This window comes from Bradyrhizobium ontarionense, assembly GCF_021088345.1.
GTDB classification, from domain to species: Bacteria; Pseudomonadota; Alphaproteobacteria; order Rhizobiales; family Xanthobacteraceae; genus Bradyrhizobium; species Bradyrhizobium ontarionense.
This window is the reverse complement of the sequence record NZ_CP088156.1, coordinates 3,857,341-3,877,572: the sequence shown is the minus strand read 5'-3', so window position 1 is coordinate 3,877,572 and position 20,232 is coordinate 3,857,341. Positions and strand designations below refer to the sequence as shown.

The following is a 20,232-nucleotide window of genomic DNA, read 5'->3' as shown; positions in this document are numbered from 1 at the left end:
ACGGCGCGTCACACGCCCGCCAAGGTGTAAGCGACGGAATTTTTGACGCTGCACCTCGACGCTGCACCTAATTGCCGATCCGACTGGCTTCGCCTTGCTTAAATGACATGTGAACCGGCCTCCGGCGGTTCGGCGCATATGCCCCCGTTATCGCCGCTGGTCTGACGAATATCGGCTTTTGGCGGGGGTCACCAATGATACGCATTCGCTTTCGGGGACTGGAGCTAGGGCGTCCAACTCGCCGGGCCCAACAAGGTCGGAGGAATGATGGCGCCAGTCATTCCGTCGATGAAATGGAATCTCATGCAGGCCCGGCAGGTGACGGTCTCGAACCGCGAGAAGCCCTGCGGCCGTTGTAAGAAGCCATCTACCTCTGCCCCCGTTTGGGGGCACCGAAACGTGATCGGAGAATCCATCATCCCACCTGCAGGCTCGTAAGCCGAGTGCGTGCACATGTTGCGCATGATTTCCCGGCATGACTGAGCAATATTGACCAGTCGCGCGCGTCTGCCGCTGGCAGTCTGCTCCAGCGATTGCAATTCGAGGTGAGCTCAAAAAGCCACTTCGCCTCGCGTCAAAGCCAAAGATGCGGGTCGGGAGTCCGTTTCCGAAGGCCGGATCCATCACCGCGCTTTTGCTTGTGGCCGGCGCGAACGCAGAGCACTCCCAAATTGTCGATTCCAGCGCTTCGAATTTGAAGCTCTGATGACGAGCGTGCCGGGGAACTGATCAGGACCCCGAATTCGTCATACGACGTTTGGCCGGTGCTTCAACCGAGGAGACACGGATGCTGATCGATGTCAGGATCGACGGTAACATCAATGGCGGTGAGCAGCTGTCAGAGGACGTGAAAGCGTCGCTACATACGGTGCTTCATCATTACGAAGATCGGGTCAGGCGGATCGATGTGCATCTCGGCGACTCGGTCGGTCACAAAACTAGTCGCGACGACAAGAATTGCACCATCGAGGTTCACCGTGACGGCAGCGAACTCATCGTCGTTGCGCATCAGGACAGCTTCATGGAGCAGGCTGTTCGTGGGGCAATTCACAAGTTGAAGAGAGCGCTCGACCATGCCTTTGGCAAAGAAGCGGTGGCCGATCATCTTCGGGATCGTCACTAGAAGAATTGCGGCCAAGCCCCGCGCGATTTCAATGTGGGAGGAATGGCTCGGAGGATGCGATGCGATATGGATCGCCTGAGCTCGACGGGTGTCGCGCTCTCATCGAATATCGTACCCCACGTATATGGACATTGTCGCCGAGGCCGATCGTGACGACAAGCCCGCGGCATGGTCGGTGCAATCGAAGCATGCGCCCGATCAGCACGGGTGAGCGATCGAGCTGCAAGGACTGAGTGTTTCAGCTGATCGCGGAAAGCGTATGGGCTCGCACGGCCGGACGATGTCCGTTGTGTTCGGGAGACGCGGCACGTGGCTGTTGGAGAGCCGCACCCGCGGCTCTATCCCGCCGAATGCGTCCGGAAACGGAGAGGCCCGGGGATCACCCCGGGCCTCCCGTGTCTCGTTACTTCTGCTGCTGGCTCTTCGAATGAGCCTGGTCGCTGTGCTGGTTGGCCGTCTGCGAGTGCTGTTTCGCACTGCTCGCGTGCTCCTTGCCCTTCGCGTGGTCTCCCTTGCCGTGATGTTCGGCGGCTGAACGATGGGCCTTGGCCGCGTTGTCGTGGTGCTCGGCTGCCTTGTTGTGCTCGTCTCTCGCCATGGAATCCTCGTTGGTTGTCAGCTCCCCAGCCAGGACAAACTCACGGCACTCCAAAGAGGTTCCGGCCGGTCGCGCGGGCGACCGCGCCGTCGTCGCTCTCGCTTGCGGCGGCGGTGCTCGCGATGGTCACCGGCGCGGGGCAGTTCGTTCATGTCACAGGCGACTATTTAGACTATTTATGAGAGCAGCCGGCTGGCGCTGATCGACAGCCGGGCGCCGTTGGCGCAGGCATGGGCGGCGTGCTCATCGTCGCCGCGCCGTCGCTGGATCTCGTGCTCTACAGCGGTGAGTGCGAACGAGGTCATCCGATTAGGGGACGTTCTGGGGACGGTCCAGTGATATCGGTTGACCCGATCAAGCCGCTGCCGAAAACGGCGTGCTTCGTCGGACAGGAGGGATGGATGTCGTCGATGTCGACGCCCCCCGGGACGTTGCGAGGCTTCCCGATGCGGAGAGTGGTTGATTCCCTTGTTTCGGGCGATCGGCGCTGCGTCAATGTCAGAACACTTCTTGTTGCGATCAGCCACTTCAGGTCGGCGCAAACCAGCTCGGCTTCGACTTCATTGACGCGCGACGCTGGACGTCCGGACGTGATAAAGAGGTCGTTCAGGACAGCAACTTGTCGTTCGACCCACACGGACGGTCGGAGCATGGCTGGCATGATCACCATCGGAATGGCTGGTCAGGCCTCGTTTACGGTACGTCGCGGTGCGACCGCTGACGCCTTGGCCTCCCAATGCGAGTCCGGAACGATGTCCCCTACAGCGATCCAGGAACGTTCAATCCCGGCGGAGCTACGCAATCTGAAAACTCAAGGAGAGGTTTCATGCCCAACGCTCGAAGGTTTCCATTATCTCCGGTGCTCGGGTCCTTGGTGTGCGCTCTTCTTACATTCCTGCCGGCGATGGCCAGCAGCGAGCCGCTGCCGGCCGACTTGATCGACCATCTGCGGTCGGGCGGGTATGTCATCGTGTTTCGTCATGGCGCGACCGTTTCGGTCCAGGCCAAAGCGGACTCGATGAGCAGGCCGAATGCCCCGGCGCAGCGTCAACTCAACGAAGAAGGACGCGCGCAGGCCAAATCGATTGGAGAGTCGATGCGCAAGCTGAGGATACCCGTGGCTCTGGTGCTGACCAGCCCGGTCCAGAGGGCCGTCGATACCGGGAAGCTTCTGGGCTTTGGCGAGGTCAGCGCCAGCCCCGACCTCGCTGAGAGCGGGCCGGAGAGCGCTCCGGACGATAACAATCGGCGGGCACAGGCGCTGCGCAGGCTCGCCACGGAGCGCCCGCCGGCCGGCAGCAACGTCGTCATCGTGTCGCACAAGCCGAACATCGTTGACGCCTTCGGGCCCGACTGGTCCGACGTGCGCGAGGGCGAGGCATCGGTCTTCGAATCCGACGGCAACGGCGGCTACAAGCTCGTCGTCCGCATCCAGGCGAACGCCTGGATCGAGCTGGCCCGGGAAGCGAACTGAGCGGCGGCGTTTTCTTCGTCAGGGTTCGTCATCGCGAGCCATCTGGTCGTGCTTCGCGCGGACCAAATGAGCGACGCGATCCCGTCTTTCTTTCTGGTCCTGAGGTGGAATTGCTCGGCTGCGCTCGCAATGATGGATGTGGCCGAGGCCGATGCCTGCGTCGTCCGGATGCGCAGTGACCGTACGCAGCCTGTCGGCGGTCGCTTTGTCCTACCTTGCGGACTCGAGCTGTGAATGCGCCGTCTTGACCTGGTTGCGACGACAGTACGCCTCGTTGCTCCGTCATGCTCTTGCGCGCATGTCATTCGGTGAGCCGGCTTCGACAGCCGGGCCTCGGATGAGGAGGAGGGTGCACTCAAGGGGAGAATCAAATACCCATTCCATCCCAGGGCAACTTGAGGTGGCGCAATGGGTGGTCGCAAGGACCAGAAGGCAGTCGAGCGAGATAAGGCCGCTCAAAACACACCCGACTCGCTGGTTCAGTTGCATAACGCCGCCATCGCTCACATGCGTGCCGGCCGACATCTCGACGCCCAGCTGTGCTGCCAACAGATCCTGGCGCGCGACCCTGGTCGTGCCGACACGCTGCACCTGATGGGGTTGCTGTGCATCCACACCGGACAGCTCGATCATGCGGTCGAATGGCTTGCTGGCGCGATCAGGCGCGATCCGAAGCCGCTCTATCTCACGACGCTCGGGACCGTGCTGCTGCAGCAGGGACGCGGCGCAGAGGCGCTCAAGGCGTTCGAAAAGGCCGTCGAGCTCGAGCCCGAAAACGCCGAGCGGTGGCGAAATCTCGGAATGGTCCCGGCGCAGCTGCGGCGCAATGACGATGCGATCCTCAGCTTCCAGCACGCGCTCAAGCTGGAGCCCCGTTCCTGGGACGCTGCGAACAAGGTCGCGATCCTGCTGTATCAGGCAGCGCGTTTCGAGGACGCACGCGTCCACCTCGATCTGTGCGAGACGCTGAAGCCCAACGATATCTAGACGCTCGGCTTGCGCGCGGCAGCGCTGCTAAGTCTCGGACGACACGCCGAAGCCCTCAGCGACCTCGAACGTGTCCGTTTGCGCGATCCGACGAATGCGGACACCTGCAATCAGATGGGGAACTGTCTCTCGGCGCTCGGCCGATACGACGATGCGCTGTCCTCGTACGACAAGGCCGCTGCCCTCGGTGACAAGCATGCTGTGAAAAACAAGGCCATCGCGCTCGAACATCTCGGCCGCTTCGATCAGGCCATGGACGGATATCGGCGGGCCGTGGCCGAGGATGCCAACGACGCTCACGCCGAATGGAATCTGGCACTGCTTCAGTTGCTGACCGGGGACTTCGAAGCCGGCTGGGCGGGACGGGAGGCGGCGCGCTGGAAAATTCCTGTTCTCGTCGCCGGCTATCCGAAGCTGTCCGGACCGCTCTGGCGAGGAACCGAACCCATCGATGGCAAGACCATTCTGGTCTGCCCGGATGAAGGCCTCGGCGACGTCATTCAGTTCGTGCGTTACGTCCCGATGCTGGCGGCACGCGGCGCGCGCGTGATCCTGATCGTCCAGGATGAGCTGGTCCCGCTTCTCTCTCACCTTCCCGGCGTCGCGCAGTGCCTGCCGAAATCGGCAACGACGGTGCCGTCCTATGATTTCCATTGCCCCCTGACCAGCCTGCCGCTGGCTTTTGGGACCCGCCTCGCCGCGATACCGGCCGAAACGTCCTGTCTTCCCGTTCCGCCGCCCGATCGCGTTGCGACGTGGGACCAGCGTCTCGGCCCGCATGACCGCCCGCGGGCCGGCCTCGTCTGGTCCGGCAATCCGCGACATCCGCGAGATCGTGCCCGTTCGATGCCGTTCCGGACCATGGCTCGTCTCCTCGATGTCGATGCGATCTTCGTCAGCCTGCAGAAGGATCCGCGCGCGGACGACAAGCCGGCGCTGCTGGAACGGACCGACGTCATCGATCTGACGGCGCATCTGACCGATTTCGTCGAAACGGCCGCGCTCGTGTGCTGCCTCGATCTCGTGATCACGGTCGATACCAGCGTTGCGCATCTTTCGGCGGCGCTCGGCCGCCCGACCTGGATCCTGTTGCCCTACGTGCCGGACTATCGCTGGCTGCTCGATCGCGACGACAGTCCCTGGTATCCGACCATGCGCCTGTTCCGGCAGGACCAGCGTCGCGACTACGGCCATGTGATCGAGCAGGTCCGCACTGAACTGAATGCGGCTTGTCGCGGCGGGTCGTTCCGGAGCAGGACCCCCTGAGCGGCAACGGGGCGAAGCTGTTCTGCCGTCGCCATCGGGGCCGCGAGGAGTGGCGACACATTGTCCTCGGGCAGAGCCGCGCGCGCCCCGCGCCTCGCCGTGAGCCGCCCGCCATCCGACCGGTGGTTGCAGCCTGACCAGTGCCTCCAGACCGTCGTGCAGAATGTTGATGATGATCCTGATCCGCCGCAAGGCGGCGATCGCGGCCGTGGTAGAGGTCGGATCGATCCAGGGGGACGAACGGTCGAACAAGCTGTCCGCGTCTCGCTTGCCGCCGGAGGCAAGGAACGACGCAGAAGCATGCATGCTGCTGTGTCGTCAGCGCCGACAGCTTGCGGAGGGGCCTTCGCCTCTACGCCAGTCCCGACAACTCCAGGTCACCATCACCTTGACTCCGGTTGCCGCACTCGTCAGCCGGTTACGGCCCTACTCACAGCATCTCTACGAAATCTGTGGTCGGAGTATGCCGGGGTCTGGCCGCGGGTGCGCCCACCTCGAATGCGACAAAGAACGGCGCAACTCTGGCTCCTGCCCGGATACGAACAGGTTTTGGTCGCGGTTCGTCCGCGCTGGTTGAACAGTGGCGCCACATGTGCAGCAAGATGACGGCAAAACGCGCGGTTGTTAGGCCGGGGAGAGTTGGTAGCAGCGATCTGCAGCGCTCGCACGTGCACCTCGCGTGTGCGACGGCGTCGGCAGGGCCAGGCCCCGAGGGTGATGTCAGGAATGACCGGGGCGCGCCAATGGAGGCCGCGCTGACTACGTCGTGGTGGCCGTGCCGGCGGTCTCCATGCGCGCGATGCAGCGCGTCTACCTGAACGGCGGTCGGGTGCCACGGATCGAAGGCGCGAGTATTGTCGGAGATGCACGCGGTACGAGAGGTGGCCTTGACTGGCTGTTCGTCGCTGGCGAGCCGTGGGTGACTGCGCAGCGCTGCTGGCCGATGTCGATGAAGGTCTTCGTCGACAGCAGCAGCGCCCGTGTCGACGATGCGAGCTGATGCGGCTTTCGGTCGTGGCGTGGCGCGACGTCGCTCCCTCTCCTCTCTCGCCTTTCGTCGCGCGCGGCGACGGTGATGAAGCGATCGCTGTTCGGCGCATTGCTTGTTCTCGCCAGAAAACTGCATCCCTGATGCAACACTCAATCCTGAATCTCGATCGCGCAGGCGTCGCGACGCGCATTCCATCCGGCTGACATTTTTCAAATCATTTCGCGACACATTCTGACCCTCCTGATGCGGCCGTCGTTTGTTGCGGCACGTGTTCAGGAGTTGTGAGTTCGATGCGTCGCGTATTTGGCGTGTGCCTTTGCCTATCTACTTTCGCAGGAAGTACGACAACGGTCTGGGCGACTGATCTCGCCCTCCCCCCACTACGCCCACCACCGCCGACCGATATCGTCGCCTACAGGTGGGGCGGTTGCCACGCCGGAGCCAACGCCGGCTATGCGTGGTCACGCCAGCAGCAGACGTGGAATCAGGGCGCCAATGCCGCTCCGGCACAGCCGGCCGGCAATGCCAACCCTCCCGTCGCCAACCCACCTGTTGTTGCGAACCCTCCGCCCCCGAAGCCGCCCGTCAACAACCCGCCCGGCAATGGCGGGTGGAAGCCGCCGTACAAGCCCCCTGTCTATGGCCATCACGGTGACCACGACTGGTGGCATCCGGGTAAGCCATATTATGGCGACAAGGACCACAAATGGTCGCACTACGGCGACCACCAGAAGCACGATCGTGATGACGATCATCGTTGGCCGCAGATCGGTTCAAAGGGTGGCTACGACAAGCACGGCGATCATGACTGGCCGTGGCAGCAGCAAGCGCATGACAAGTCGGGCCAGGGCTGGTCGCAACTGCATTCGAACGGTTACTCCGACAGATACGACTGGTTGCGCCACGACCAGAAGGATGACCACGGCAAATATGCCGCCACCGGCTGGGCCGGCAAGCGGCAGGACGACGATGACGGCAGGCAGGGCGGCTACGGCTGGGCGAAGCAGCCGTCGAAGGGCGGGTATGACAGCTACGCCTGGCTGCAGCCCGATCAGAAGGACGCGCACGACAAACATGCCGCCACCGGCTGGCCCGAGAAGCGGCCCTCCGACGACAAGGACAAGCCGGGCGGCTACGACTGGCAGAAGCAGACCGCGTACGAGAAGCACGACAAGGACAACTGGCAAAAGGACGATTGGCAGAAGCACGACGGCAAGCATGACCACGACGGATACGCGTGGAAGCCGGTCAAGCCCGGTTGGCCGCCGAAGAATCCGCCGCCGCCCAACAATGGCGGCGGGCAGCAGAATCCGCCGCCGGTCCAGGGCAATAATGGCGGAGGACAGCCGCCGCAGCAGACCCCGCCCGTCACCGGCGGCGCCGTGTCGCCGCTGCCCACCACCGTGCTGCTGCAGACGCCGACGACGGCCTCCAGCAATGGCAGCGACGTGATCGGCGGCCTGCAGATCGGCTGCGACACCCAGATGGACCGCTTCGTCCTGGGTATCCAGGCGATGGCCGATCTCGGCGTCATCAACGCGTCCAGCAACGTGGGACCGCAGCTCACGCTGAATGCGACGACGCGGAACCTCTATACCGCGACGTTGCGGGCCGGCTATCTCGTGACTCCGGAGATCCTGGCCTATGTGAGGGGTGGTGCGGCGTGGACGCGTACCAGCGTCTCCATCGTCAACAACGCTACCGGTCAATCTGCCTCGGCGGCCTTCAACCGCAGCGGATGGACGGTCGGCGCCGGCCTCGAATGGATGTTCGCGCGCAACTGGTCGGCCTTCGCCGAATACGACTACGCCGATTTCGGCACGGTGACGGGCACGGTGCCGGGCGCGGCGGCGGTGACCGGAGGACCGAACGTCGTCAGCCAGAAGACCCAGATCCATACCGCTCTGGTCGGCGTCAACTACCGGTTCGAAATGCTCTCGCGCGGGGGCCGCTGAGAACGCGGCGCTGCCCGCTCACGTCATGCAGGACAACAAGGCCGCCTGGTCGATCCAGGCGGCCTTTTTCGTTTGGCCGGCTGTCGCGCGGTATCCGGTCAATTATCCGATTGCCGTGATTGCCTCTCAGCTCGCCCGCACCGACGTCAGGAATTTGCTGACTTCATCCCTGAGGCGGCCACTGTCCCGCGACAGCAATCTCGCAGCCGAAAGCACCTCGGAGGAGGCCGTCCCGGTGTCGGTTGCACCACGCTGCACGTCGGTGATGTTCGACGAGACCTGCTGGGTGCCCTGGGCCGCCTGCTGGACGTTGCGCGAGATCTCCTGCGTTGCCGCCCCCTGTTCCTCGACGGCGGCGGCGATCGTGGCCGAAATCTCCGACAGGCGTTCGATTGTCTCGCTGATCTCCCGGATCGCGCCCACCGACTCCTGGGTGGCTGTCTGGATGCCGGCGATCTGCTGGCCGATGTCTCCCGTCGCTTTCGCCGTCTGCTCGGCGAGCGCCTTGACCTCGGTGGCGACCACCGCGAAGCCGCGTCCGGCATCGCCCGCCCGCGCCGCCTCGATGGTTGCGTTGAGGGCGAGCAGATTGGTCTGGCCGGCGATCGTGTTGATGAGCTCGACCACGTCGCCGATCCGCGCCGCCGCCTTCGAAAGCTCGCCGACCCGCCCGGTCGTGGTCCGCGCCTGAGTGACTGCCTCGTTGGCCATGCGCGCGGATTGCTGCACCTGACGGCTGATCTCGGTCACCGAGGACGCCATCTCCTCGGTCGCCGAGGCGACCGACTGCACGTTGGTCGACGCCTGCTCCGATGCCACGGCGACCGTTGTGGCAAGCCCCTGGGCCTGCTCCGCGGTTGCGGTCAGCGTTCCCGCCGACGTCTCCAGCGTGTTCGATGCTGTGGACACCGTTTCGACGATGCCGCCTACCGACGCCTCGAACTGATCCGCCATTTCGTTCATCGCGCGGCGTCGTTGCGCGTCTGCGGCGGCCTGATCCTCGGCCCGCTGCGCGATGCTCTGCTTCAGATCCCCCTGCATGGCTTTCAGGGAGGTGGCGAGTGCTCCCACCTCGTCGGCCTGATCAATGGTCAGGGTCTGATTGAAGTCACCTTTGGCGATGCCGTTGGCGAATATGGCGCAGTCCCGGATCGGACGCGCAATGCTCCGCGCCGCCGCCCAGATGAGGAAGATCGCGAGCGCGGTGATCACAGTGCCTACACCAAGCTGCCAGAACGTGTTGGCGGTCGAGCGGCCGCTCAGGGAGGCGTCGAGCTGCCTTGCCGAGGCCAGGACGACATCGCGCGGGATCGAGATCACGACCGACCATGGCGTGTCGGTGAGACCGAACTTGATCGGCGCGTAGATGTCGACGTTGGGATTGGTGGGCTCGTCGAGAACGGTGCCCTTGCCCGCGCGGACGATGGCGGCGCTGTCGGTCCAGCGCGCATCGGCTTCCGAGGCGGACTTGCCGATGACGGCCTGATTGGCGCTGTCGGCGACCACCAGGCCGGTGTCGTTGAGGATCACGACCTTGCCCTTGCCGTCGAACAGGGACGTATTGATCTTGACCGCCAGGTTCTGGACGAATTCGAGGTTGTAGTCGGCGCCGGCGAGGCCGCGGAATTTGCCGTCGATCATGACGGGCACCGACATCGTGGCCAGGAACACCGGCTTGCCCTGGACGATATAGGGCAGGGGTCCGAGAATGTTCTCCTTTCCGGTGGCGCTCGGATTGATGTACCAGGCGCCCTTTACCAGGCCATTCTGGTGACGTTCACTGCTGTCGTACTCGACGAGCGGTTGAACGGCAATCGCGCCGCTGGCGCTTCGGGTCCAATAGGGCAGGAAGCGGCCGGTATGATCCGATCCGACCTCCTTGCGCGCCTTGAAAGCAGTGTCGTTGCCGTCCAGCGCATCGGACTCCCATGCCGAGTAGGTGCCGTTGAAGGCCGGATTGAGCTCCAGGACGCGCCGCAGAACGCCGTTGAGTTGCGCGCGGCGTGCGCTCACGGGGGTGCCGTTCTTGTCATCCGCCAACACCGCAAACGACTGCGCCATCGTCCGCGCCGCATCAAATCCCACCTCCAGCTCGGCCTTGATGACGTTGGCCTCGGCGGAGGCCCGGTTCATCAGGCTCTCCTTGGTCTGCCGATCGACCAGCTGCATCACTTCGTGATTGACGTACTGGTTCATGCCCTGCGTCGAGAACAGGCTGTAGCCGATCAGGATGACGCAGGTGAGCGCGAGGCAGACGCCCGCAATTAGGGCAATCTTGGTCTGGATGGAGCGTATTGCCGCAAAGGATAGGCGCATGTTTTCCTCTCATGGTCGCCAGCGCGAGACCGCCAATGAAGCTCGTCCGTGCGAAGCGCATGCGGGAACCATCCGGAATTGGGATTAACGCGGTTTGACGAACTGGTTTCGTTCGGGGGCCCTCGGTCCCGTTCGGGCGAGAGAGTGTCGCAGCGTTGCGACATCCCGTAGTCATCCGGGGCATTGGTGCCGGTGCGATTGCCGTCACCGGGGGGGGGGAGGGACGTTCCCGATCCGCGTTCCTTGACGCCGGTCAAACTGCGGTGCTGTAGTTGCGCTAGTCTGGTAATAAGCTGCGCAAACCGCGGTAGGAAAGCCGGGAGGAGGGAGATGGGGCGTTCGCCCGGGAATGCCCATTCAGATCGCATCCTGGACATCCTGGCCAAGGGCGATGCGAAGTCTGACGACAGGCCTGCGACCAGCGCTGACAGCAAAGCAGACAAAGGCACGCCGGCGGTCTCGGCGCTGGCGGCATCATGGCGCCGCTCCGGCCATCTCCATGCGCTCGATCCCGCCACGCCGAAGCTGCCAGCCCGCCTGACGGCGGCCGAAATCGCGGACGCGCGCGCCCGGCTCGGGCGGCTGCTCGTGATCGCGCAGGCGAGCCTCGAGCGGCTGTTCCTGGCCGTCGGCGGCGTCGGCTGCTCCGTGCTGCTCGCCGATGCCGATGGCACCGTGGTCGAGCGCCGCGGCGCGCGCGGCGACGACGCCACGTTCGAATCCTGGGGGCTGTGGACCGGCGCAGTGTGGAGCGAGCGGCACGAGGGCACCAACGCGATCGGCACCTGCCTGGTCGAGAAGCGGCCGCTCACGATCGACCGTGATCAGCATTACCTCGCCCGCAACGCCCGGCTGTTCTGCACAACGGCGCCGATCTTCGACGAACATGGCCAGCTCAGGGCCGCGCTGGACGTGTCCTCCTGCCGCACCGATCTCACCGAAGGCTTCGGCCGTCTGATCGCGACCACGGTGGCGGATGCCGCGCGTATGATTGAGGCGGAGAATTTCCGTCAGGCCTTTCCCGATGCGCGCATCGTGCTCACGCCGGACAGCGAGCGCGAGGTCAACTCACTGCTCGCGGTCGATCGCAACGACCTGGTCATCGGTGCGACGCGCTCGGCGCGCCGCACGCTCGGTCTGTCCACGCTGGTGCGTCCCGTTCCCGCCGGCGATCTCATCAAGGGAACGCGCGCTGAGGGCGATGACATCGACGCGGCCGAGCGCGCCGTGCTGAAGCGCGCGCTGGCGCGTGCCGGCGGCAACGTCTCCAAGGCCGCGAAGGAGCTCGACCTGTCGCGCGCGACCCTGCACCGGAAGATGAAGCGGCTCGGGTTCGAGCGGTGATGCCCCTGCGATCGCCGATCGGGTGCCAACCTGTCGCAGAACTGCGACACTTCCGCGGATGCGGTCGTCCCGGCCTCTGGTCTCCGAACGCCGTTTGATCGAGCCTCTCCCCAACGCCGTGTGCATCGGCGTGAATGGGAGAGAACAATGACCAAGGTTGACGTCAATGCGGCGCTCAAGCCGCCTTTCGCTGCGCGTTACGACAACTTCATCGGCGGCGCCTGGAAGGCCCCCAACGCCGGCAAATACTTCGACAACATCTCGCCGATCACCGGCCAGCCGGTGTGCGAGATCGCGCGCTCCGATGCGTCCGACATCGAGGCCGCGCTCGACGCCGCGCATGCCGCCAAGGACGGCTGGGCGCGCACCAGCGTCACTGAGCGCGCGATGGTCCTCAACCGGATCGCAGACCGCATGGAGGCCAATCTCGGCACGCTCGCGCTCGCCGAGACCTGGGACAATGGCAAGCCGATCCGCGAGACCACCGCGGCCGACATCCCGCTTGCCATCGATCACTTCCGCTATTTTGCCGGCGTGATCCGCGCCCAGGAAGGCTCGATCGCAGAGATCGACCACGACACCATCGCCTATCATTTCCACGAGCCGCTCGGCGTCGTCGGCCAGATCATCCCCTGGAACTTCCCGATCCTGATGGCGGCGTGGAAGCTCGCGCCGGCGATCGCCGCCGGCAACTGCGTCGTGATGAAACCGGCCGAGCAGACGCCGGCCTCGATCATGGTCTGGATGGAGCTGATCGGCGATCTCCTGCCTGCCGGCGTGCTCAACGTCGTCAACGGCTTCGGCCTGGAGGCCGGCAAGCCGCTGGCGTCGTCCAACCGCATCGCCAAGATCGCCTTCACCGGTGAGACCTCGACGGGGCGGCTGATCATGCAATATGCCTCGCAGAACCTGATCCCGGTCACGCTCGAGCTTGGCGGCAAGTCGCCGAACATCTTCTTCAAGGACGTCTGCGCGGAGGATGACGACTTCCTCGACAAGGCGATCGAGGGCTTCGTGATGTTCGCGCTCAACCAGGGCGAGGTCTGCACCTGCCCGAGCCGCGCGCTCATTCACGAATCGATCTATGAGCGATTCATGGAGCGTGCGCTGAAGCGCGTTGGTGCGATCGTGCAGGGCAGCCCGCTCGATCCGGCGACCATGATCGGTGCGCAGGCCTCCGCCGAGCAGATGTCCAAGATCCTGTCCTACATCGACATCGGCAAGAACGAGGGCGCGCAGCTCCTGATCGGCGGCGAGCGCAATGTGCTCGGCGGCGATCTCGCCGGCGGCTACTACGTCAAGCCGACGGTGTTCAAGGGGCACAACAAGATGCGCGTGTTCCAGGAGGAGATCTTCGGACCCGTCGTCTCGGTCACGACATTCAAGACCGAGGACGAGGCGCTGTCGATCGCCAACGACACGCTCTACGGCCTTGGCGCCGGCGTGTGGAGCCGCGACGCCAACACCTGCTACCGCTTCGGCCGCCATATCCAGGCCGGGCGCGTCTGGACCAACTGCTACCACGCCTATCCCGCGCATGCGGCGTTCGGCGGCTACAAGCAGTCGGGCGTGGGACGCGAGACCCACAAGGTGATGCTCGACCACTATCAGCAGACCAAGAACATGCTGGTCAGCTACAGCCCGAAGAAGCTCGGCTTCTTCTAAAAGGCTGATAGCCGAGCGCCAAGCCGGTCGGACATGAGCGCTCCGGCCGGCTTGAGCGTCAGCTCAGATCCTGGTCCGCATCCGGCTCGGCGAGACCCTCGCCGGGCTCATCGGCGTGTCCGGTGGACAATGGTCGAGACGAGAGCCCATGCGCGCCGCGCAGCCGGATCACCATGTCGATCACGTCGACCTCGGCCTTGGCGAGGTCCAATTCCCGCGTCAGCTCGCGCACTTCCTGGCCCTTGCGCGCGAGCTCATCGGAAAGCGTGACAGCCATGTTGCGCTCGGTCACGTTGCCGGAGCTGTTGACGAACGCCTTGGCCCGCATCCATTCCAGCCGTGCGCGCTGCGTGTCGCGCGCGAATTTCTGTTGCACGAAACGCCGGCGGGCATCGGCATAGGCGGCGATCAGGGCCGGCTCTGATAGGCCCAATAATTCCTCGGTCGAGAGGTCCATCTGGCTCGAGTCCTCCGGCACATCGGTCGGTCGTGCGGACGTGGCGTAAGTCAGACGACGATATAGCCGAAACTTCACTGCGGACGAACTGCGTTGTCCTGGCCGCCCTGCTGATTCAATCCTCTATCTTGACGCCGGCCGCGACATTCAGTCCAACTGCGCCAGCAGCGCCTCGCGGGCTTCCGAGATGCGTCGATACCATTCGTTGCTGCCGCCGGCGTCGGGATGTGCGGTCTTGGCGAGCCGGCGGAATGCCACCTTGATGTCCACTGCCGTCAGCCTGCCTTGCAGCGGCAGATCGAGGATGGTGCGAAAAGCGTCGTCATCCTCGTCGCGATCGAGCTGATCCCACAGCGCGCGACGCGCGGCCCGCGCTGCGATCCGCAGCGCATCCTGATCCTCGCGCCAGCGTCGTTGCGACATGACGAGGCATGCGCCGAAGACGATGCGGCCGTGGGTCTCCAATTCGTCGAGGCTGAATGGCCCGACGACGTCATAGGGCGGCGCCAGCCGCACGGGCCGCCCCGTTGCGTCGTCGACGACGGGGCCGAGCCGGACCGTGTCGACGATCCCCATCGACCCGTTCCAGATCACCCATTCCCCGGCGCTCGTCATGCTGCTGAACTCGTCGATACGGCGTCCCGCCCATGGCGCGTGCAGCGGTTCGGCCGGCGTTCGGCCCAATCCTCTGTGTGCGCGATCAGGCCGGCGCGCGGGCTGGCTTGACCGGACCGACGTCGACCTGGATCTCGCTGCCTTCGACCTGCAGGGGATAGGCGTGCAGCGCGTTGCGGACCAGATGCGTGACGCACTTGCCGGTCCCGCCGTCGAAGCCCCATTGATGGTGCGGGCAGGTGATGGTCTTGCCGTCGAATGTCGCGTCGGTCAGCGGCACGTCGGCATGCGGGCAGCGACCGCGATAGGCCTTCAGCTCGCCGCCATGAGGCCAGAGCAGGAGCACGCTCTTCTTGCCGACCTGGTACAGGCCCATGCCGCCTTCGGTCATGGCGCTTGTCGGACAGACTGCGGTGAAAGCCATCGGATCGCCTGCTGATTGGTATCGTCAGCGAGGCTCACGCAAATTCCGGACCAGCGGAAAGCAGCAACAAACAGCGGGTCGTTGTCGCAAACGCGACATGGCGGTGGACGCGCGGTCCTATTTGCGCCCGAGCGCGGCGAGGAATTCCGGCTGCGGAATGAACAGCCCCTGCGCACGTACCAGGCCGCGGCCGAGATCGCACAACAGGTCGCCCTTGCCGAACAGGCTCTCGGCGCCGGGCTCGTCGAGCACGATCTGCGCATTCACGGCATTGGCGACCTTGAGGCAGACCTTCAGCGGCAGGTTCGATTTGATCAGGCCGGTCACGACGGCGCGGTCGGGGCGCTGGGTCGCCAGCACGAGATGGATGCCGGCGGCGCGGCCCTTGCCGGCGATGCGCGCGACCAGGGCCTCGAACTCCTTCTTGTCGTCGCGCCCGGCCAGGATCAGGTCGGCGAATTCGTCGAAGATCAGCACCAGGAATGGCAGGTCTGTCTTGCCAGACTTGATGTAGTCGCCGAGATTGACGACGCCTGCGCCGTTCAGGACCTGGTAGCGCGCGTCCATTTCCTTGACTGCATCGCGCAGAATCCTCAGCGCCTCGGCCAGTGTGGTGGCGACCGGACGCCACAGATAGGGACTGCCGCCGACTCCCGAAAACGTCAGGATCTTCGGATCGATCAGGGCGATCTTCACCTGCTCAGGCGAGCCGCGCAGCAGCATGCTCGCGACCATTGCCTTCAGCCATTCGCTATTGCCGCTGCCGGTCGAGCCGGCAACCAGCGCGTGGCAGGTGTTGGGATCGGCGAAGTCAGCAACGATGGGATTGCCTTCGACGTCGATGCCGATCGGAAAGCTCACCGTGCTTTTCAGGGCAGCGGCGAGCGGCCCCGCCAGTGCGTCCTTGAGCAGGCAGGGCTTCGGGTCCGGCCGCGGCAGATCGAGAATGACAAAACCCTTGCCGGCCTTGATCAACGGCGGCTCGGCGAGCCCGAGCTTCACCTGAAGGTCTGCGGCGCGGTTGGCCAGCGACGACACCTTGACGCCGGGACCCGGCGTGAGCCGCAGCCGGATCAGCTGCGGTCCCTCGATGACATCAGCGCATTCGACGGTGAGATTGAAGCTGCGGAATGCGTCGACCACCGACGTTCCCAACGCGTTCGGGTTGGGGCCGGCAGGCGGTGCCGGATTTGCGGCAGGCGGTGCGGCGACCGCGGTGCCCGGATGGGAGATATTGGCTTTGCCGGCGAACATCGCCTGCAGTACTGGCGCGACCATGCCGGTGAAGATGTCCTTCAGCTCGTCCGGTGAGACCGCAACTTCCTGGAACTCCGGCAGGTAGTATTCCAGCGTGCCTGAGAATTCGCAGCCCGGGCGCCAGATCGGCAGGAGATGCGCATAGATCGCGAGTTGTACGAGGTCGGCCTTCTGCCGCGCGCCCTGGCTCAGCTTGTAGTCCACGACCTCGAGATGACGCTCCGGATGAATGCGGATGGCGTCGACGCGGCCGCGGATCTCCACGGTGCCGTCGCCGACCGGCACGGCAATGCGCGCCAGGTCCTGCTCGGCGCCGACGAAGATGTCCTGCCAGTTCTCGAAGCTGCGGGTCTGCTGCCTCAGCGCGATCAGGCGCGCGCAGAAATGGCGCATGCGCTCGGTGAACGCGGCAGCGTCCTCGCCGCGCCCGGCCGCGAACAGCTTGTCAGTCAGCTCTTGCAACGACGTGGTCCAGACGTGATCGACCAGGGCATCGACCGTATCGATCCGCGCCGCCGTTTTCAGACTGCCGCGGGCCGTCAACCAGCCGACCAGCTTCTCGACCTCCTTGTGGAACTGCACGCCCATCGCACGCGCCGTTCCCGCCGGCGCGAAGCTCTTGGTCGACGGCTTCTCGTCCCTGAGCCACCGGGCGCGCCATTCCGGATCGAGGACGGCAAAGGTGAGCTCGGTCGCCGTTATGCTGTAATGCGCCATTGCAGGAAGATGGTCTTGGGCCCCGGATGTGCCTTCAGATTGGGATGCGCCTCGACGCTGCGCAAGAGCGGATCGCGCAGCTCCGCGCGTCCGAGCCTGTCGAGGACGACGGAGATGTCGACGATGCGCTGCTCACGGACGAGATCGAGCACGCGGCGCAGGCTGTCGCCGTCGAGGTTGTCGGACGCGGCGGTGGTCTGTTCAATTTTCGGCTGTTCCTTCGCGGCCGGTCCACCAGCATCGACGCTGCGGACCTCGATCGGCAGTCCTGCGGTGGCGATATCGGACAGGAACGGTGCGAACCGCGTCTGCAGCCAGGCCAGCGTCGCGGGGCCGGAAAAGGCAATGTTGCCCTGGAGCGCATTCGAATAGAGCTCACGCGCGGCATGCAGCTCGCAGACCTGGTCGATCGTCAATTCAACGATGCGAAAGCCGTGGCTGCTGGCTTGGTCCATGGTCGCCTTGGCAACCGCCCATGACGGCCGTGGCACGCGGGCGAGATCCGGTGTGCGGAACACATAAGCGAGGATGCGGCGTTCGCCCTGCGCCTTGGCCATCGTGATGGCTTCGTCGGCAATCGCCTTCCAGCGCCGCCAATGGTCGCCGCCTTCGAAGGCGAAATAGACGCTGCGGCCCGGCCAGCTCCATTCGAACGAGAAGTAGCGCCGTCCCGACGTCCGCGTGACCTTCACACCCGTCATGGCCTGGCCGACGTCCTTGGCGAACCACATCAAGCAGTCCTGATTGTAGGCCTGCAGCGCCTTCTGGGAGCGGATGCCGTTGAGCTCGACCTGGAAGAGATCGTCGAGCGTCTGCGGAGGAAGTGGCGCAGCATTGGGGCGTGCCAGCACTCTGAACCGGTCTTCCGCGCGCGCATCAGCAGCGCACGGACACCGAGTTCGACCAGGGTCGAGAACAGATCTTCGAGCCAATTGTCCGCGAAAAATTGCGCGATGCCCTTGGCCGGCATTCCGCAATCCTTCAGACGCGCCTCGATCAGTTCGCGTGCGCCGGCCTTGTTGATGCCTTCAAGAGCAATTTCCGGAGAGAAGCGGTCCCGATGCGGAGGCTCCAAATGCGGCTTGATATCGGCGACCCAGTTTCTCTGATTGGCCGTCACGACGGTGAGATGATTGCGAAGCTCCGCATAGAGCTGCTCGATGCAATTTCCGAGCGCCTTGATCAGCATCGGATCGCTTGCATAACACTCGGTCTGGTCGAAACAGAAGATGAAGGGACGATAGTAGGACGCCAGCTGACACAAGCCCTGCAGCCGGCGGAAGCTCAGGGCATTGATCTCCTGCGGGGTGACGTCGCCGCGTCCGTCGTTGTCGGCCTGATCCAGCCGGAGACGCTCGACTTCCTCCGGCTCCAATGGTTCGGCCCGGAGCCATTTGAGTGCGGCGCTGCGGCGTTCGCCGTCGGCTTCATCGAACGCACAGGCGACCAGAACTTTCAGCCATGCCTTCTCATGTCCCTGCAGATCGATGTGCCGGTTCCTCAGGAGACCGGACAAGCGATTGATCGGGCCGTTGCCGGCAAAGAGCTCGCGAAGCCATGCCAGCCTGCCCGGCAGCTCCGCCGCCGGAAGCGTTCCGCTTGCCAGACGTCGCAACGCGGGCACCGCTGCAGTGATCTCAGGTTCTCCGCTCTGAGCGAAATCCGCGACGATATGCGCCAACGTTCCAACGGCCAGGGAGGCGAGCTGGCTCGGGGATCCAGCGGTCTCGTCGTCCGGACGATCGAGCTCCTGTAGGGTGAGGAGCAGAATGGACTGCCAGGCCTTGTATGGATCCTGGAACGGACGGAGATAGACCTTGGTGGCCTTACGGCCCAAGGCTGTGAACAGCCGCCCCAATAGATGCGATTTGCCGTAGCCGCGATCCGGCGACACCACGAGTTGGGCTCGGTCGGGTTTGACCGGAGTGCTGCGCGGTAGTTCGCCGCGGTCGAGCGCGGCGAACTTGGTCAGAACGCGGTTCAGGGGGGCGTCGTTCAGGCCGTCGACCGAAAACGTGACCTCGCGAGGCTCGCGGACAATGGCGTCCTCGAATGGATTGATCTGCATGTCGGCGTAAGGGTTGGTCATGGCTCGTTCTTGACCACGACGGTCACGAAGGGCTCAGGGAAACCGGCCAGCCGAATGCCGGCGTCCATCTCCTCTGCGGGGAGGTCGATGGTGGTCGTCGGGTGGATCGTGACACGTCCCGCCTTGGTCTCATCGATCAGCAGGCGGTGCAGGTCCTCTTTTGTTTCGCCGCTCGCCTTCATGAGATCAAAGATCTTCACGGCCGAAAAGCCGCCCTGTTCGGCCTTGAGCCGGCGATAGGCCGGGAGCAGGTCGTCCAACGTCAGCACGGAAGCCGCGACAGGCTCTCCATCGCGCGGCCGCAGCAGAGCCGGTGCTGGCTCGGACGTCGTCGCCTCGAAGCCGAAATAGTCCGCGGCGACGTCGCGATGCAGATAATATTTCGAGCTACCGCAGGTCAGTTCGACAATGGCCTGGCTCGCGACGGCGTGTTTGAGACCGTCGGAGAAGAACTTCTTGTTCATCCCCGTGACCTTCTTGTCCAAGCCTGGCTTCGAGATTAACTTGACGCCGGACGACGCGACCAGGGTCACGATCGCGCGGCTCGCCGTCTCGATCGAAGGACCGCGCCCGCTGGCGAAATATAACTGGGCGACGCCCTGCTTCAGCGGTCCCCAGATCGCGCCTTCGCGACCGAGTGTCGCGAGCTTCTCGCGCAGTTCCGGCGACACTTTCTTCGCTGCCGCTTTGCCGCCGAATGTCGTCCTGATCTTGGCAAGGCTCAGTCCGGCATCGCCGGCCTTGATCATCGCGGGCAAGAGATCATCGAGCGTCGCAGCCATCGGCATTCATCCCCCGAGGAGAACCGCCAGCTTCAACCTCACCAGCGCAGATTGAATTCCCCGTCGAGGCCGTTGTTTGCCATATCTGATGCTGGCGCGCGAGTCCGTCATCCTCGGTCTTTCGCGGCATTCAGCCGGAACCGCAAGGGTGCGGCACACGGTGCAAGCAAAA

Annotated in this window: 18 protein-coding genes; 9 read left to right on the top strand and 9 right to left on the bottom strand. The window is 64.4% G+C overall.

The window, feature by feature from the left end:
* Positions 1-787: 787 nt before the first annotated feature.
* Positions 788-1,123 carry an HPF/RaiA family ribosome-associated protein gene (locus LQG66_RS17460; protein ID WP_231327424.1) on the top strand — a complete coding sequence of 112 codons (336 nt, stop codon included), beginning with the start codon at positions 788-790 and terminating at the stop codon, positions 1,121-1,123.
* Positions 1,124-1,526: 403 nt separating this feature from the next.
* On the opposite strand, the gene LQG66_RS17455 is transcribed toward LQG66_RS17460, so the two are convergent.
* Positions 1,527-1,721 carry a hypothetical protein gene (locus LQG66_RS17455; protein WP_231327423.1) on the bottom strand — a complete coding sequence of 65 codons (195 nt, stop codon included), beginning with the start codon at positions 1,719-1,721 and terminating at the stop codon, positions 1,527-1,529.
* An 826-nt stretch (positions 1,722-2,547) separates the two neighbouring features.
* Here LQG66_RS17455 and LQG66_RS17450 point away from each other — a divergent pair.
* The 6 genes from LQG66_RS17450 to LQG66_RS17425 all read left to right on the top strand — a co-directional run bounded on the left by LQG66_RS17450 (position 2,548) and on the right by LQG66_RS17425 (position 8,394).
* Positions 2,548-3,195 carry a histidine phosphatase family protein gene (locus LQG66_RS17450; protein WP_231327422.1) on the top strand — a complete coding sequence of 216 codons (648 nt, stop codon included), beginning with the start codon at positions 2,548-2,550 and terminating at the stop codon, positions 3,193-3,195.
* 507 nt (positions 3,196-3,702) lie between these two features.
* The gene (locus LQG66_RS17445) at positions 3,703-4,182 is read left to right on the top strand and encodes a tetratricopeptide repeat protein (RefSeq protein WP_231327421.1); all 480 of its coding nucleotides are present in this window, start codon (positions 3,703-3,705) and stop codon (positions 4,180-4,182) included.
* Positions 4,183-4,191: 9 nt separating this feature from the next.
* Positions 4,192-5,448 (top strand): tetratricopeptide repeat protein, encoded by a 1,257-nt coding sequence (locus LQG66_RS17440; RefSeq protein ID WP_231327420.1) that lies wholly within the window; start codon positions 4,192-4,194, stop codon positions 5,446-5,448.
* Between the two features lie 790 nt (positions 5,449-6,238).
* Entirely contained in the window at positions 6,239-6,448 is a 210-nt protein-coding gene (locus tag LQG66_RS17435; RefSeq protein WP_231327419.1) for a hypothetical protein, read from the top strand.
* Positions 6,448-6,642, top strand: coding sequence for a hypothetical protein (locus LQG66_RS17430; protein WP_231327418.1), 195 nt, complete (start codon positions 6,448-6,450; stop codon positions 6,640-6,642). The genes LQG66_RS17435 and LQG66_RS17430 overlap by 1 nt, the downstream gene beginning before the upstream one ends.
* A gap of 87 nt (positions 6,643-6,729) precedes the next feature.
* Positions 6,730-8,394 (top strand): outer membrane protein, encoded by a 1,665-nt coding sequence (locus LQG66_RS17425; RefSeq protein ID WP_231327417.1) that lies wholly within the window; start codon positions 6,730-6,732, stop codon positions 8,392-8,394.
* Between the two features lie 126 nt (positions 8,395-8,520).
* Here the strand turns inward: LQG66_RS17425 and LQG66_RS17420 are convergent, their stop codons facing one another.
* The gene (locus tag LQG66_RS17420) at positions 8,521-10,710 is read right to left on the bottom strand and encodes a methyl-accepting chemotaxis protein (protein WP_231327416.1); all 2,190 of its coding nucleotides are present in this window, start codon (positions 10,708-10,710) and stop codon (positions 8,521-8,523) included.
* Positions 10,711-11,040: 330 nt separating this feature from the next.
* Between LQG66_RS17420 and LQG66_RS17415 the strand changes: the two genes are divergently transcribed.
* Both LQG66_RS17415 and adh read left to right on the top strand, forming a co-directional pair.
* The gene (locus LQG66_RS17415; protein WP_231327415.1) at positions 11,041-12,054 is read left to right on the top strand and encodes a helix-turn-helix domain-containing protein; all 1,014 of its coding nucleotides are present in this window, start codon (positions 11,041-11,043) and stop codon (positions 12,052-12,054) included.
* A 147-nt stretch (positions 12,055-12,201) separates the two neighbouring features.
* Positions 12,202-13,719 carry an aldehyde dehydrogenase gene (gene adh / locus LQG66_RS17410; protein WP_231327414.1) on the top strand — a complete coding sequence of 506 codons (1,518 nt, stop codon included), beginning with the start codon at positions 12,202-12,204 and terminating at the stop codon, positions 13,717-13,719.
* Positions 13,720-13,777: 58 nt separating this feature from the next.
* Here the strand turns inward: adh and LQG66_RS17405 are convergent, their stop codons facing one another.
* The 7 genes from LQG66_RS17405 to LQG66_RS17375 form a co-directional block, all read right to left on the bottom strand.
* Positions 13,778-14,176, bottom strand: a complete 399-nt coding sequence (locus tag LQG66_RS17405; RefSeq protein ID WP_231327413.1) for a hypothetical protein — start codon at positions 14,174-14,176, stop codon at positions 13,778-13,780.
* Between the two features lie 147 nt (positions 14,177-14,323).
* Positions 14,324-14,791: a J domain-containing protein gene (locus LQG66_RS17400; RefSeq protein WP_231327412.1), complete on the bottom strand. Its 468-nt coding sequence runs from the start codon at positions 14,789-14,791 to the stop codon at positions 14,324-14,326.
* Between the two features lie 85 nt (positions 14,792-14,876).
* Entirely contained in the window at positions 14,877-15,215 is a 339-nt protein-coding gene (locus LQG66_RS17395) for a Rieske 2Fe-2S domain-containing protein (RefSeq protein WP_231327411.1), read from the bottom strand.
* A 117-nt stretch (positions 15,216-15,332) separates the two neighbouring features.
* On the bottom strand, positions 15,333-17,189 hold the full coding sequence (locus tag LQG66_RS17390; RefSeq protein WP_231327410.1) for a DNA translocase FtsK: 1,857 nt from the start codon (positions 17,187-17,189) through the stop codon (positions 15,333-15,335).
* Positions 17,171-17,920, bottom strand: a complete 750-nt coding sequence (locus LQG66_RS17385) for a hypothetical protein (protein ID WP_231327409.1) — start codon at positions 17,918-17,920, stop codon at positions 17,171-17,173. Before LQG66_RS17385 ends, LQG66_RS17390 begins: the two co-directional genes overlap by 19 nt.
* Positions 17,920-19,278: a hypothetical protein gene (locus LQG66_RS17380; RefSeq protein WP_231327408.1), complete on the bottom strand. Its 1,359-nt coding sequence runs from the start codon at positions 19,276-19,278 to the stop codon at positions 17,920-17,922. Before LQG66_RS17380 ends, LQG66_RS17385 begins: the two co-directional genes overlap by 1 nt.
* On the bottom strand, positions 19,275-20,060 hold the full coding sequence (locus LQG66_RS17375; protein WP_231327407.1) for a hypothetical protein: 786 nt from the start codon (positions 20,058-20,060) through the stop codon (positions 19,275-19,277). Before LQG66_RS17375 ends, LQG66_RS17380 begins: the two co-directional genes overlap by 4 nt.
* Between the last annotated feature and the right edge of the window lie 172 nt (positions 20,061-20,232).